Source organism: Faecalibacterium faecis (assembly GCF_040096475.1).
Lineage (GTDB): Bacteria > Bacillota > Clostridia > Oscillospirales > Ruminococcaceae > Faecalibacterium > Faecalibacterium taiwanense.
In genome coordinates this window covers 41,863-55,877 of the sequence record NZ_JBBMEP010000018.1, presented here as the reverse complement: position 1 = coordinate 55,877, position 14,015 = coordinate 41,863, and the positions used below count along the sequence as shown (strand labels likewise).

Annotated in this window: 14 protein-coding genes and 1 pseudogene; 6 read left to right on the top strand and 9 right to left on the bottom strand. The window is 41.7% G+C overall.

Going from position 1 to position 14,015, the window contains the following annotated elements; all coding sequences use genetic code 11:
• Positions 1-153: 153 nt before the first annotated feature.
• From WMO17_RS10130 to WMO17_RS10105, 6 genes are all read right to left on the bottom strand, one after another.
• Complete coding sequence (locus WMO17_RS10130) at positions 154-1,218, bottom strand: FUSC family protein (RefSeq protein WP_337679509.1); 1,065 nt, start codon at positions 1,216-1,218, stop codon at positions 154-156.
• Positions 1,219-1,251: 33 nt separating this feature from the next.
• Positions 1,252-2,295, bottom strand: a complete 1,044-nt coding sequence (locus WMO17_RS10125) for a HAMP domain-containing sensor histidine kinase (protein WP_005929825.1) — start codon at positions 2,293-2,295, stop codon at positions 1,252-1,254.
• Positions 2,295-3,005 (bottom strand): response regulator transcription factor, encoded by a 711-nt coding sequence (locus tag WMO17_RS10120; protein WP_005946428.1) that lies wholly within the window; start codon positions 3,003-3,005, stop codon positions 2,295-2,297. The genes WMO17_RS10125 and WMO17_RS10120 overlap by 1 nt, the downstream gene beginning before the upstream one ends.
• The gene (locus WMO17_RS10115) at positions 2,984-4,417 is read right to left on the bottom strand and encodes a phospholipase D family protein (RefSeq protein WP_349138003.1); all 1,434 of its coding nucleotides are present in this window, start codon (positions 4,415-4,417) and stop codon (positions 2,984-2,986) included. The genes WMO17_RS10120 and WMO17_RS10115 overlap by 22 nt, the downstream gene beginning before the upstream one ends.
• 210 nt (positions 4,418-4,627) lie before the next feature.
• Positions 4,628-6,187: a cardiolipin synthase gene (gene cls, locus WMO17_RS10110; protein WP_005921174.1), complete on the bottom strand. Its 1,560-nt coding sequence runs from the start codon at positions 6,185-6,187 to the stop codon at positions 4,628-4,630.
• 383 nt (positions 6,188-6,570) lie between these two features.
• A complete protein-coding gene (locus tag WMO17_RS10105) occupies positions 6,571-6,774 on the bottom strand; it encodes a helix-turn-helix domain-containing protein (RefSeq protein WP_249253793.1) in 204 nt (67 codons plus the stop codon).
• Between the two features lie 169 nt (positions 6,775-6,943).
• Here WMO17_RS10105 and WMO17_RS10100 point away from each other — a divergent pair, with 169 nt between their 5' ends.
• Positions 6,944-7,234: a hypothetical protein gene (locus WMO17_RS10100; protein WP_208936222.1), complete on the top strand. Its 291-nt coding sequence runs from the start codon at positions 6,944-6,946 to the stop codon at positions 7,232-7,234.
• A gap of 235 nt (positions 7,235-7,469) precedes the next feature.
• On the opposite strand, the gene WMO17_RS10095 is transcribed toward WMO17_RS10100, so the two are convergent.
• On the bottom strand, positions 7,470-8,126 hold the full coding sequence (locus tag WMO17_RS10095) for an HD domain-containing protein (protein WP_015536750.1): 657 nt from the start codon (positions 8,124-8,126) through the stop codon (positions 7,470-7,472).
• Positions 8,127-8,344: 218 nt separating this feature from the next.
• Between WMO17_RS10095 and WMO17_RS10090 the strand changes: the two are divergent.
• Positions 8,345-8,509: pseudogene (locus tag WMO17_RS10090) on the top strand (hypothetical protein); the annotation flags it as partial.
• 803 nt (positions 8,510-9,312) lie between these two features.
• On the opposite strand, the gene WMO17_RS10085 reads toward WMO17_RS10090, so the two are convergent.
• Entirely contained in the window at positions 9,313-9,516 is a 204-nt protein-coding gene (locus WMO17_RS10085; RefSeq protein WP_249253785.1) for a helix-turn-helix domain-containing protein, read from the bottom strand.
• Positions 9,517-10,420: 904 nt separating this feature from the next.
• On the opposite strand from WMO17_RS10085, the gene WMO17_RS10080 reads away from it, so the two are divergent.
• A complete protein-coding gene (locus tag WMO17_RS10080; RefSeq protein ID WP_005928332.1) occupies positions 10,421-10,708 on the top strand; it encodes a helix-turn-helix domain-containing protein in 288 nt (95 codons plus the stop codon).
• A 56-nt stretch (positions 10,709-10,764) separates the two neighbouring features.
• Here WMO17_RS10080 and WMO17_RS10075 read toward each other — a convergent pair whose 3' ends face one another.
• On the bottom strand, positions 10,765-12,162 hold the full coding sequence (locus WMO17_RS10075; RefSeq protein ID WP_113992752.1) for an ATP-binding protein: 1,398 nt from the start codon (positions 12,160-12,162) through the stop codon (positions 10,765-10,767).
• Positions 12,163-12,757: 595 nt separating this feature from the next.
• Between WMO17_RS10075 and WMO17_RS10070 the strand changes: the two genes are divergently transcribed.
• From WMO17_RS10070 to WMO17_RS10060, 3 genes are read left to right on the top strand one after another with little or no spacing between them, the layout of a single operon-like run.
• On the top strand, positions 12,758-13,024 hold the full coding sequence (locus tag WMO17_RS10070) for a DUF6551 family protein (protein WP_349138002.1): 267 nt from the start codon (positions 12,758-12,760) through the stop codon (positions 13,022-13,024).
• A 30-nt stretch (positions 13,025-13,054) separates the two neighbouring features.
• Positions 13,055-13,300 (top strand): helix-turn-helix domain-containing protein, encoded by a 246-nt coding sequence (locus WMO17_RS10065; protein ID WP_005933015.1) that lies wholly within the window; start codon positions 13,055-13,057, stop codon positions 13,298-13,300.
• On the top strand, positions 13,297-13,935 hold the full coding sequence (locus WMO17_RS10060) for a tyrosine-type recombinase/integrase (protein WP_349138001.1): 639 nt from the start codon (positions 13,297-13,299) through the stop codon (positions 13,933-13,935). The genes WMO17_RS10065 and WMO17_RS10060 overlap by 4 nt, the downstream gene beginning before the upstream one ends.
• Positions 13,936-14,015 lie beyond the last annotated feature (80 nt).

The following is a 14,015-nucleotide window of genomic DNA, read 5'->3' as shown; positions in this document are numbered from 1 at the left end:
TACTGATTTGAAATAACCTGTATGCGAAATTGTTCTTTTTCATCCTCGGTCATCTCAAGTGGAACGCCGTGCAATGTATCTACAATATAGGACGAAATTTTAGCGAAGTGCTCGTCAAAATCAGTGGTATTCAAATTTTCTTCCTGATTCACTTCACTCTGCATGTACGGTCACCTCACTTTCCTTTTTTTTAGGCATAAACCAATAAAATATAACACAAAATGCTAAAGCAAACACAACACCAAAAACATTTTGACTCACTCTAAGACTAACCGCTCCTTGTAGTCCATATGTCTTTGCAGCAATGGCTAAAGCACCAAATGTGTTAAATACTGCCTGCCAGCCATATTGTGCTGAAAATCCTACACCGATTCCACCAAGAATTCCTATATATGCATAGATTGACGAAGGAAGCAGAAAATATAATACTGTAAAACATATAACACCTGCAATATTTCCGACAATCCTTTTACGGACTCTGTAGTGCATATCTTCCATAGACGGCAAAATCACGGACATGGCCGCAATACCAGCCCACATTGCACGTGGCATATTACAAAGTTCTGCAATGCAAAGGACAATCGGTACGCATAAAATCTGACATATCTGCCATTTTGTTCTGGAAGAAGTGATATCAAATTCTTGTATCAGATCTTTCAGATTTCTTTTATAAGTTCTGTTTTTATGATTTCGATAAAATACGAAGCAGGTAAGTGCTGCACCTAAAGCCATTCCGACTAATCGCATCTGATAGCTTTTTCCCGTAACATCATAACCATATAGCAGCAGATACCCAAGAACCAATGTAGATTGATTAAACATGGATGGATTATGGCATCCGAACAGAATCAACACAGCCAGTGCCGCAATATTTAACAGCATTCCCAATACCGGTGAAAACTGATTTGCTAAATGCGGACATACAGTCATAATTACAAAGAACAAAGCCAAAAGCATCGTAGATTGTCCGGTGTGGATCCCCAGATCCGCATTCCTAAACACCATGAGACATAATAAGACTACTACACCTACAATGCTGTTCTCATTTCCAAATAGGATGCTGAAAATACTAACAAAGAAAAAACAAAATGCCATTGTAGCAGCTATCTTCACCAGATATACCCACATATGATATAGTTTTTCTTTTAGTGTTTCACTCTTTTTCAACAGGTTTTTAGAACCTGCCTGATTTAACTGCAACTCCTGATAAAATGTCATATAAATCCTCCCATCTTCTAATTTATCTTAAAACTAGATAATCTCATCTTTCTGCTTTGGCAGCTCTATAACAAATCTGCATCCACCATATTCACGGTTTTCTGCTTTGATTGTTCCTCCGGCACTATCTACAATCCGTTTTACAAGTGCAAGACCTAGGCCATTTCCTTCTGCTTTATGAGATCCATCTACCTGATAGAACTTGTCAAATATTCTGGATTTTACATCATCCTCTATTCCTGGTCCTTCATCTTCCAGAATGAACTTAACAGAATCCTGTTCTTGTTTCAGAAACATCGTAATTGTCCCCTTTGAAGGGCTGAACTTAATCGCATTATCTAAAAGATTTATCCAGATATGCATAAAAAGTCCTTCATTCGCAGTATATTTAACTTCCTCCAATTCTACCTGAAAACCAATTTCTTTTTCTGTCCATTTTGTTTCCAATGAAAGAACTGCCTGGCGGATCTGTTCATCCAGACGATATTCTGTTTTTTTCATTGGTATATTCTGATTCTCTAACTTGGATAACAGCAAAATATTACCAACTAATCCGGAAAGTCTTTGGGTGTTAAATAAGATTTTTTCTACATATTCCTCTTGATCCGGAGACAGTTCTTCTCCCTGAAGCAGCATTGTATATCCTTCAATGGCATTAATCGGGGTCTTAAACTCATGAGAAACATCAGATACAAAATCCATCTGCAGCACCTCTGTTGCACGAAGTTCTTTTGTCATAACGTTAAAACTTTGATATGATTCTCCAACTTCTGCTATACGGCTGTTCGTTTCCAAATGCTGTTCAAAATCTCCCCGAGAAACTTCCTTCATTGCTTTACTAAGTCTTGTAATTGGTTCCAGTAACTTTGCATTAATAAAGGAAGTGATCAGCCCTGCAATCAATGTATTGAAAATCAAAAGCCAGCCAAGCACAGGTATGCTGCCCGGCAGATTAAAAAAATGATTCAAAAAAGCAAATAATAACGCAGATATGACTGTTGAAAATACAAGTGCCAGCCAGATTGCACCAGTCAGACAGGATCGGATCCGCAATCCTTTTTCTTTCTTTTGTTCCATTATTTTTTCACCACCTTGTATCCAATTCCACGCATTGTTACGATTTCAAAATCAGGGTTATCTTTCAAACGCTCCCTGATTCTTCCTATATGTACCTCTATCGTATGTGGGTCTGCCTCCGTCTCGTATCCCCATACTTCATCCATCAACTGTTGTTTTGTAAATATTCTGCCTGGCGAAGCTGCAAGCTTATATAAAAGCAGGAATTCTTTTTTAGGCAAAACAAGACTTTCCTTATCAGTTGTAACCGTCATTGCATCATAATCAAACTCTGTTGAACCGATCACAATTTTGTGTTCATTCAGTATCTGTGCACGGCGAAGCAGTGCTCCGACTCTTAAAACCATTTCATTCACATTTACCGGTTTTACCATATAATCGTCACTTCCCGAAAGAAATCCCTGGCGCATATCATCAAAGGAACCTTTCGCAGTGATCATAAGTACAGGTATCTGATATCCTGCTGAACGGAGTTCCGACACCAGTTCATAACCATCCATAACCGGCATCATAATATCAGAAATGATCAGATCAATATATTCCTTAACCAATACTTCTAATGCCTGTGCTCCATCCGATGCACTTTTGACTTGATATCCATTCTTCTCAAGCACTTTTTGGAATAGCTGGCTTAATTCTTTATCATCTTCTACAATCAATATTTGAAACACGTTTTCCTTCCTCCTTATTAAAACAGATACCTTGCCCATCCAAGCAGATGCTGTACCAAAAATATTTTTCTCTGACGTTTCTTTGTTAATTCGATTGGCTCTACATGATATGGATCACGATAGGTTCCATCTTCCAATACCTGGCGGGACACTCTTTCATAGTCCATCATGCCCTCTTCCAACTGTTTATTAATATCTTTACTGCGAATTACAAGCATCAGTTCCGTATCCAGATATGCACTTCTCATGTCCATATTAAAGGAACCGATTACAGACAGATCATCGTCAATCAGAATACTTTTTCCGTGGTATGAATAACCGCCTTCATATTCCCAGATATTAATTCCTGTACTTAAGATTCTATTTCTGTTTTTCGCATAATCGGCAGCCCCAAATGGATTCCCATTATTCGCAACTGAATTTGTCATGATAGAAAAATCTGAAACGTTCTCTGCAATCTCCTCCCATGTATTATACATCATATCATTACAGATAATATATGGCGTGTGGATCTTCACACGATTTTTTGCATTTTTCATCAATTCTCCCAACTGATACCACACTACTGGTTCTTTGGAACCTGTGTGAATAGGATTTGACACTAATGCAATCTTTTCTGTCTCAAAAGTTTCGTCCGTGTAATCGGTATCGCAGATTCTTTCCTTATTCTCTTCAAAATATTTCTGATAGCCGTTCTGCAGCTCTAAAACTGCGTTCTTTACAGATTTTCTATTTGCCAGTTTTTTATTGTCATGAAAATAATCACTGTCTTCTTGTTCCCATATCGTTTCAAAATACTCTAACAACTGGTTAACTGAATTTTCTTTCTCAGGTTCATCGCAAACCACTAACACGTCTCTGTCATAGTTCTTATGTCCCGGAAAATCACCCAGGAAATAATTGTATGTATTTCTTCCCCCAAGAATATATCTCTTTCCATCTGCAATCAAATATTTATCATGCATTCTACCCATCATTTTCCACGGTTTCAACGGATTGGCCTTATTATACAGTTTAATTTCAACATTCTCATGGGAAGATAATCCATAGAAATACGGATTTCCTTCCATATCAATCCAGCTCTCCATTCCATCTACTAACAGACGAATATGTACACCTCTGTCTGCCGCATCATGCAGTGCTCCTAAGATCAATTTTCCACTTTCATCGGATTGAAATGCAAAAGTAGAAAGAATAATTTCCTTTTTTGCATTCTTGATCAAACGCACTCTTTGTAAAAGCGCTTCTGGATTCTTTTCTATGATTACTGCCCGTTCTGTATTTTCACTGCATTTGTTCCATGACCCATTTTTTGTTTCTTTTTTGGTTGTATTGGACACTTCCGGCTGCTTTTTATATGCAACGCAGATTCCGAGCAATTCATAAAAAGCCACACATAAAAAAATTGCCAGTATAACAAGAAGGATTTTACATATTTTATGCTTTTTCATTGTACATCACCTGATTCCTTTTTATTTCTTATTCTTATTCATTAGCAATACAATACAATAGAAAACTCAATTTAACCTCAACAAGGTTTGTTTTTTCATCCATGCAAAATCTTCTTTGTACAACAGACTGTTAGATATAGCAAAAACGGCCTTTCAAAAACAGTTAACTTCTAAATCAACTGTTTTTTGAAAGGTCGTTTCATCAGATTCTTATAGCAATCCAGCAAATAATCTCATAAATAATTGTCCCAGTCGCAAATATGCACTTCGTCCGGTTTGATATTGGTCTGTCACATCACGACATTCTCCCATCGTTCTTATCAGATCATTTTTTATTTCCACAACTGCCTGACAATCTGCCATAAAACAGCCGTTTTCAAAATGGTGATATAAACTTCGATAATCCAAATTAATTGTTCCACAAGTTGCCATACAGTCATCTGCCACACTCATTTTTGCATGACAGAAACCAGGAGTCCACTCATAAACACGAACACCATGTTTAACTAATCCATGATAAAAAGAACGAGTTACATTATAAATGAATTTTTTATCAGGGATACCAGGTGTGATAATTCTTACGTCTACCCCTCGCTTAGCAGCCAGACATAACGCATGCGTCATTTCATCTGTTATGATTAGATATGGAGTCATAAACCAACAATATTTTTCAGCTTTATTTATCATACTGATATAAACTTCTTCTCCGACCTGCTCATTATCCATAGGACTGTCTGCATAAGGCTGAACAAAACCTGTTTGCTGTGCTTTATAATCGTAATGAATAATGTATTTACTAAAATCAGTATCATTCGTAGCTTTTTCACTAACAGCATTCCACATTTCTAAAAATGTCACTGTAAGCGACTGAACAGCATCTCCTTCTAAACGAATACCTGTATCTTTCCACTGTCCATACGGGTGTGTGTAATTAAAATATTCGTTTGCTAGATTATATCCACCTGTAAATCCGACTTTTCCATCAATAACTGTTATTTTTCTATGATCACGATTGTTCAAAAACAGATTTAAACCTGGCATAAACGGATTGAATACACGGCAATGAATTCCTATTGTCTCCATTTTTTTCACAAAATCTGTGTTAATAAAGCCTATAGAACCCATATCATCGTAGAATACTCTAACTTCCACACCTGCTTTTACTCGCTCTTCCAGAACATCTTGAATCTTATGCCATGCTTCAGCGTCTTCTATCGCATGATATTCCATAAAGATAAACTTTTGTGCTTTCTCCAAATCCTTAAGCTGTGCCTCTAATCCTTTCACTGCTTCATCAAAATACACAATATCCGTATTCTGATAGATTGGATACTGCGAATTTCTTTGTATGTAACTTGCTATATTTCCTGCTTTCGGAATTGTTTCTTTTATTCTGCTCAAACACTCCTGACTGTCCGGAAGCATTGGTAACAATTTGCTATCAATTTCTGCATACCGCTCACGCATTTTATGTGTGCCACCATTCAAACCAATCAACAAATACAGGCCTACACCCATAATTGGGAAAATTAGAATTAAGATGACCCAAGGCATTTTCATAGAGGATGTCTTATTTGATGCGTACAATCCCAAAACCAAGATCCCACTCAAAATCCTTGTAAATAAATTTATGACTTCTGCATATTCATTCAAGCGTGTTACGATAGTAATAATAAAAATCACTTCCAGAAGAATGCAGATTATGGAAAAACACAGCCGTTTTACCCCATTTTTTGTTTTTGCTTTGCCCTCTAAAGTATCTTGTTTCATATATATTCCGCCTTCCTACTTGCTCAGTTTTCTCCCTAAATTTCGTGGAACATACCAATTTTGTCTTTTATTCTCTGCATTTCATTAACACCGGACTGGATAAGTTTGGTGCGGATGTCCTCATACAGTGAAATAATTTGATACTTACAAGTATATTCCAAATAGTCAGAATTGCAATAGGTAACCTGAGCTGTTTTCAACTGACAATGCAAATCTTATTCGGTATGCCCGAAGATCGTCGCAAATGTATTCCTTCAATGGTAACAATCATGGAGATTAGCGTTTATCTGGAGATTGCCAAAGGATAAATAGAAGCAGTATTAAAGCCGTTCACCACGCAGATTTTCCAGCGTGGCGAACGGCTTTTTTTGCTGCCCCTATATTTACAGGTAGGAGGAATCGAAGAAGTCTTTTAATGTAATTCCTAAACCCTGACAAATTCTTTCAATCGTCTCTACGCTTAACTGCCCTCCCCGACGGGCGGTGGTTTGAATCGTGGAGTACGATATTCCGCATTTTTTTGTCAACACACATAGATTCATATCACGCTCTTTCATCAAATCCTGAACACGCTTGATCGTATCCACGAAAACTCCTCCCATCTTTTTAGTTCAAAACTTTTCCAACAACCTCGAATCTTTGCTCTGGAGATATAAGGATCGGCGAATATTTGGTGTTAAGAGAAACCAAAACCGGTTGGTTATGCACCACGCCATAGCTGTCGGTAAGGAACTCTGCTTGGGATTTGTCTGGGGTATGTTCATCGTATTTTTTCAGATATCCACAGTCATCATATACGAATATACCGATATCCCCGCATTCAAGTTCTTCGCAGCGCTTCACCCATACAATCTGTCCGTTATGATAAGAGTGGAGCCTTTTGCAAGGCCCCGCTCTTATTGCTGCCGTTATGATGAGCAACTTGCCGCAGAAAAGCAGCGCACCGAGCGGGTGACCAAGCGCATTTTGACCAAGGAAGAAATGCCATCATCCGTTCCTTTATCGACTATGCCGGCAGTACGATCACAAAAAAACTGGAAACGCTGATGGCGGGTGGTTGCATCGTTGAGCGTGTGGATGAAAACCTGACCTATGATTATCTGCACGCCTCGGAAGATAACCTCTGGAGTACGCTGTATCTGACAGGGTATGGTCACGCATGCCGCCATAGCAGTCATATTGAAAGACACCCCGCCTGAAAGTGAAGGCTTTACTTTCAGGCGGGACTTTTTGTTTTTTATTATAAAGGCTAGTTCCTGTTCTTTGCGGAGATGGCCACACATTAAAGAACTTTGGCCCCATTGGCCGTCAACTTGAAGGTTGCTCCCAGCATATCGGCAGCCCCGCGGCACATCAGCATCCGCTGCAGGAAAATCTCAAAATATTCGTACATGCTGCAAATATCGGTGTCGATTTGCAGATTCAGCGAGATGACTTTTTTCTCGGTGTTGATCTTCAGGGTCTGGTCTGTGACCGCATAGTTGACCCGGTCATGGATGTCGAAGGATGCTTTGGGCTTTTCCCGCACACGGCTGCGGCGCACATCAGTCTTGTCGCCGATGATGAGTGCTGCCGAGATGGGATCCACGGCCCCGCCGGTGGATTCATCGTGGTTGGAAATGGCGGACACGATGGTGATGCGGTCCGGGACGCTCAGGTCATATTGCTTCAGAATCTCGTTGGCCAGTAGCCCGCCGTATTCGGCGTGACGGCTGCGGTTGATGGCGTTTCCGATGTCGTGCATATAGCCTGCGATCCGGGCAAGCTCGATGTCGTGCTCCGGATAGCCGAATTTTTTCAGGATGTGGGCGGCGGTCTCTGCCACCCGGACACAATGGGCTTGTGAGTGCTCGGTGTAGCCCAGCAGGCCTAGATTCTGGTTGCCTTTTTTCAGCAGTTCGTTGACTTCCTCATTGTGTTTGATGTCTTTATACGTCATGGTTCTCTGCCCCCGATTCATATATTAAAAGAAAGTATCTACTATTGTAAGATGATTTCGAGGCGGTTGCAATCAAATTGCGGTAAAATCTGTGTGCAGAAGCGATTTTACATATTCCAGACACATTCCTGATTTCTGATTTTACATTTGCACGGTACAATAAAAACGTTTGTATCATGCAATCCGAAGCATTCCGGTCAGAGAAAAGGAAGAGGAATATGGAAAACACCTATCATTGCTATGCAAACCGTGAGCTTTCGTGGCTGCGGTTCAACGAACGCGTTCTGGAGGAGGCAGAGGATTCCCGTCTGCCGTTGTGTGAACGGCTGAGTTTTTTGTCGATTTTCCAGAGCAATCTGGATGAATTTTTCATGGTGCGCATGATCCGCAGGGCAATGCGATTACTGCCTTTTTCGCCCACTGCTTTGGAGAACGTTTTTATCTACTGGGCTTTCTGCCGGTTCTTGCTGCAGTCCTGTTGCTTCTTTATCTGCCATGGTACAGGGCAGAGCGGCATCAACGTATGCTCTGTGCAAGAGATCAGGTTATAGCTTGAATGGCTCTGTGCATCAATTGAGTATCTTTCTTTTCTTCTTTCGTCCCGTCAAAGTCTGCTGCTTTGACGGGAATTTTTTATATCTGATTTTACAAAGGGTTTACACCGGAATGGTGGCTGTCACAGGACGGACGTGCTATGATAGAATTCGAATTTTTGAAGTGAAACGATATTTTTTGATTGACATAACAGAATCAAGAGGACAGATCATGCAGAAAAACTATGTGCAGGAAATTTTGAACATCATTCATGCGGACAGGCTATCCATGATTTTAACACTCCCGAACTTCGTACTTTTTATGCGACGAGAAGGCATATGTTTTTTGCGTAGTACAGTATAATAAGCAAAAGTTTATTGTGCGAAAGTGAGGAGCGGCGGCGGATAATATTCTGAATACTATAACCGCCCACCGTAAAGAACGCAACTGGTCACTTTATGATTTAGCAACTCATACAGAGATGAAATCGACCACTATTTCCACACGGTATAATGACAATGCGATCCCGTATATTCCTTCAATAGTAATGAGCATGGAGAATAGCGTTTATCTGGAGGTTGCCAAAGGATAAATAGAAGCAGTATTAAAGCCGCTCACCGTGCAGGTTTCCAGCATGGTGAGCGGCTTTTTACTACAAATATGAGGAATCAAAGAAGTCTTTTAGTGTAATTTCCAAACCCAGACAGATTCTTTCAATCGTCTCTACGCTTAACTGGCCTCCCCGACGAGCAGTGGTTTGGATCGTGGAATACGATATTCCGCATTTCTTTGCCAACACACACAGATTCATATCACGCGCTTGCATCAAATCCTGAACACGCTTGATCGTATCCACGAAAATCCCTCCCATCTTTTTAGTTCAAAACTTTTCCAACAACCTCGAATCTTTGCTCTGGAGATATAAGGATCGGTGAATATTTGGTGTTAAGAGAAACCAAAACCGGTTGGTTATGCACCACGCCATAGCTGTCGGTAAAGAACTCTGCTTGAGACTTATCTGGGGTATGTTCATCGTATTTTTTCAGATATCCACAGTCATCATGGGATTCTGTACAAATCAGTGTCTGACCCTAACTATGAAAAAATTCTGGAGATGGCTCGACGGATTGGGGTTTCTTGGTCTGCAATCAGGATCAGACTGCAGCAGATGCAGGTTATAAAAGGCAAACCCATCCACTGCCATCCATTGGACATCATGCGATTTGGAGAATGAATATGATTCAGTTAAAGAACCGTCCCTTTGCCGGTAAAGCACCGACTACTACACAGCAGGCAGAATTTAGCATAGGCTGGAGATTTTGCCCTGTTTGTGGAAATAAGTTATACCAAAAAATCGAGGGGTGTTCAGGTATACTACAAGTGAAGTGCAATAGATGCAAAGAAACCCTGAGACTTGATCTGGCATTTAGATGCCGGTGATTTTCCAGTCATTTTAACAAATACGGGTGCATTGCACCCTGAATATGGACTGTTCGCTCCGAGCAACGGGCCATTGCCGCAAGGCAATGTATGAAACGTGCTCCAAATAGCCGGGCAACAGCTGATTGAGAGATTTTCTTTGAAGATCCCTCAGTTGGTTGTTGTCCGGCTATTTTTTTAGCCTTCAGGAAGCCTGCTCCCGTAAAAAGGAGCAGGCTTTATGTTTGTCCGTTTTTCGTGGATGCCCCAAGCGGCTAGATATCCGTAGCAACTCCGAGTTTTCGACTTCTCACGCTTTATCGAAAATTTGGAGGTCACACATGAGTTTTGATCCGAATGCTATTGGTAACCGTATTTTTACTTTGCGTACAAATGCGAAGTTATCGCAGGAAAAACTTGCTGAAAAACTTGGTGTTTCCCATCGCCACCTCGGCGATCTTGAAAGGGGAAGCTCCAATGGCTCTGTAAAAATCCTGATCGATATTGCAGAATACTTCCATGTCAGTATGGATTATCTTCTTTTGGGCCGAGATCCTTCTAGGGATCAGTTTCAAAATGAACTGCAAGCCGCTATAGATCATCTTGAAAAAATCAAAGGTCTTTTATAATCACTTCAACAAGAAACGCTCCTGCCGGTTTTACACCGACAAGAGCGTTTCTTGTGTTATTCAAAAATATCGGCAAGGGTAAGCAGCTGTACTTCTCCGCGTTCCTGTGCCTGAAGTAGTCCGTCCGTAAATCCGCCTTTCGAGAAAATGTAGTAGTGGTAGTTTGTTCCTTTCCCAAAGACTGCTGCATATTCCCGAATCAGTTCCAGTTCGTCCAAACCGATTTTTTCATTGCGATATTTGCAGGAGCCGATGATATAGTCATTGCCCTCAACCGGCCTACCGACAATATCGATTTGTATCTGCTTCTTTTTTTGAGGGTCGGTTCCCCACCACTGCCCAATCTCACTCAACTCGATAGGAAGATCATTCGCATAATAGAGCAAGTAGTCTTGGCACATCTTCTCAAAAATCAGACCCATATAGTCTGGAAAATACTGCTTCACCGCATGGGGGTAGGTCTTTGCGATCCGCCCCGAATCAATGGCACTTGCATTGACCGGCACAAAACGGTACCAAAAACGAAAAAAATTGTCTGCCAGAAGATAGATCGTTTTTTTGCCCGGTTTCTCAGTGATCGGCGTTTCCTTTTTGACGATTCCAAGGTCTATCAACGTTTTGAGGTACTTCGCCACCACAGAGTTTTCTTCACCAACTTTCGTGGTGATATCATTCAGGCGAGAAGCCCCCTCTGCAATTGCCTTGATGATTGCATTATAAATTGCTGGCTCACGCAGCTCCTGCTTTAACAGGTTGGCCGGTTCCTCATAGAGGTAGCTGGAACGGTCAAACAAGTTTTCCATCAGTGCTTCATCTACGCTGTCCCGAACATCCAATTTGTTGATATAATGCGGAACGCCGCCTGTGATGCCATAAATCAGGGCGTTATCTTCCTCGGACAGATTCGGATGGAACACCGCTGTTTCCTTGTAATCCAGCGGCATGATCTTGAATTGCGCTGTTCTGCGCCCATACAGAGGGCTTTCTTTGCCCAAAACCTGACTTTCCATAAAACTCATGGACGAGCCACACAGGATCAGGTACATTTGGGACTCTGTCCATTTATGGTCGATGATGTGCTGAAGCATTGCGGAAATAGCGGGTTTAGCCTTTGCAAGATAAGGATACTCATCAATTACAAATACGATCCGCTGCTCCTTGGAGAGAGCTGTCAGTTCGTCCAATGCTGCATCGTAGGTTGTAAATTCCGGAGATGATTCTGCATTGGGTCGTTCAAAACTCATGATTGCCTTGGACAAGGCTTCCAGATTTTCTTTTCCGGTCGTATTCAAGGCAGAGAAGAAAATGGTCGGTTTATCCTTGCAGAATTCATTGATCAGCGCAGTTTTTCCAACACGGCGTCTGCCGTAAATGACAACGCATTCAAACTTTCCATTCTCATATCGTTTGTTTAACTTCCGAAGTTCCTCATCGCGGCAGTAAAATCGGCTCATTTTGTTCCCTCCCCAAAGTGTATTTATCGAATTTATATACTCGTAAGTTAGTTTCTTACGAGTATAATACTTCATTTCTTACATAAAGTCAAGAAATATATTTTTGACGGCTCATCGAGAAACAGGAACTATACTTCCTATTTTCCTCAAAAATTGTGAACTCTGAGTTCCTGTTCATTTCGTTCCGCATCGGTTACAATACAGCCATAGCTTCGGAAAGCGTTCAAAGCAGCCCTCAAGCTATCCCGCCCCTTGAAAATTGAACACGCATTCTTCAGTCACGTTCCTGTGATGATGAGCCACGTCCGTAACAAATGCGATGATCTCCCACTGAGGGAATGAGCGGTAGGTTGACGGTAAATGGATGACAGCTTCTCCATAGCTAAGAGCCATCACAGAATAATGATACTTCTGCCTTCGGGCAGCTCGGTGAGAACCACGGAGAGGTGAGAACCCTATGGATTCGGTACGCTGCCGGACGGCTGAAAGATTTCCCACACGAAAACTGAGTTTTCGTTTTCCGGGGATGTCGGGGACAAATACGGAAAGGTATAGAACTATAAATCACAGCATTTTTGCTGTTTGAGATAGTAGGGTGGGCTGTGCGAGCAGCCCACTGTTACATATACGGATAGAAAGGAGAAATCCAAATTGGCAACACGAGGCAAAAAAGAGAAAAAGTATCCGCCTATACAGTAAAAGCCGTCTGATTGCTAAACTGCGGCAGGTCGATGCATTCACGATTTTTCGCCTTGCACGAACCGCAGGCGTAAGCCTTCCCGGCAAGACGAAGTACCTTCAGCAGGTCTATACTATTTATAATGGTGGCAGCCGCCGGGCTGCATTGCCGCTCAAGTTTTAACTTTAAGTATATTTAACGAGGTATTATCCAATGATTATCCATGAAGAACCTTCGCCCAACTCGGTTTCCTCCCCTGTTTCCACAGCAAAGGACAGCCGCTGCTATACCGTAGAAGACCTGATGGAAATGCTGCTCCTGAGCCGTCCCACTGTCTACCGTCTGCTGAAGCAGAACGAATTCCGCTGGTTCAAGGTAAGCGGCGCTTACCGTATTTCCAAAGCCAGCTTTGAAGCATGGCTCAATGATGGCACTGTTGAACGCAATCCTGCTGTTTGACATTGGAAAACAAAAATGTTATCACCCGTTTTCCATCGCTGAGTTCCCGCTGCACTACGGTTCAGGTTCTGAAAAGTCCTAAAACGGATAGCAGTATCCGAACCATCTTCCTGCCCAAAACGGTCGCTGAAATGCTCGTTGAATTCAAAGCAGAGCAGGATATGACAAAGGAAGCACTGGGTGCAGAATATACCGACTACAATCTTGTGGTTGCCGGCCCATTGGGAATGCCAACCGAGCAGTCTACCATCAACGGTGCATTGAAGAAACTGATTGAGAAAAACGATCTTCCCAAAGTGGTCTTTCACAGCTTCCGACACTCCAGTATTACATACAAACTCAAACTGAACGGCGGTGATATCAAAGCTGTTCAGGGTGACTCCGGCCATGCACAGGCTTCGATGGTCACAGAGCAGTATGCACATATCTTGGATGATGATCGGCGTCTGAATGCACAGCGTTTTGATGATTTCTTCTACCAGCACCAAGGAGCCGAGCCTGAAATGCCCCCTCAAACAGCGCAGCCCATCCCTGAAAACAGCGCGGTCGATGCCGACGCGGCAGCAGCACTTACCAAATTGCTGGCTAACCCCTCTATGGCCGAACTCATCAAAAATCTTGCAAAGAACTTATAATCCTCTATACATAAACAGCGACAGCTTTCCGATTTGGAAAACTGCCGCTGTTTGTTTTTAAGAATATCTTGACTGAATTA

Bases quoted from the DNA above. Each gene is read 5' to 3' on its own strand.
- WMO17_RS10065 (WP_005933015.1), top strand. From the start codon at position 13,055: ATGATTATCCATGAAGAACCTTCGCCCAACTCGGTTTCCTCCCCTGTT.
- WMO17_RS10125 (WP_005929825.1), bottom strand. From the start codon at position 2,295: ATGGAACAAAAGAAAGAAAAAGGATTGCGGATCCGATCCTGTCTGACT.
- WMO17_RS10100 (WP_208936222.1), top strand. From the start codon at position 6,944: ATGTTCATCGTATTTTTTCAGATATCCACAGTCATCATATACGAATAT.
- WMO17_RS10120 (WP_005946428.1), bottom strand. From the start codon at position 3,005: ATGGGCAAGGTATCTGTTTTAATAAGGAGGAAGGAAAACGTGTTTCAA.
- WMO17_RS10095 (WP_015536750.1), bottom strand. From the start codon at position 8,126: ATGACGTATAAAGACATCAAACACAATGAGGAAGTCAACGAACTGCTG.
- cls (WP_005921174.1), bottom strand. From the start codon at position 6,187: ATGAAACAAGATACTTTAGAGGGCAAAGCAAAAACAAAAAATGGGGTA.
- WMO17_RS10115 (WP_349138003.1), bottom strand. From the start codon at position 4,417: ATGAAAAAGCATAAAATATGTAAAATCCTTCTTGTTATACTGGCAATT.
- WMO17_RS10075 (WP_113992752.1), bottom strand. From the start codon at position 12,162: ATGAGCCGATTTTACTGCCGCGATGAGGAACTTCGGAAGTTAAACAAA.
- WMO17_RS10130 (WP_337679509.1), bottom strand. From the start codon at position 1,218: ATGACATTTTATCAGGAGTTGCAGTTAAATCAGGCAGGTTCTAAAAAC.
- WMO17_RS10080 (WP_005928332.1), top strand. From the start codon at position 10,421: ATGAGTTTTGATCCGAATGCTATTGGTAACCGTATTTTTACTTTGCGT.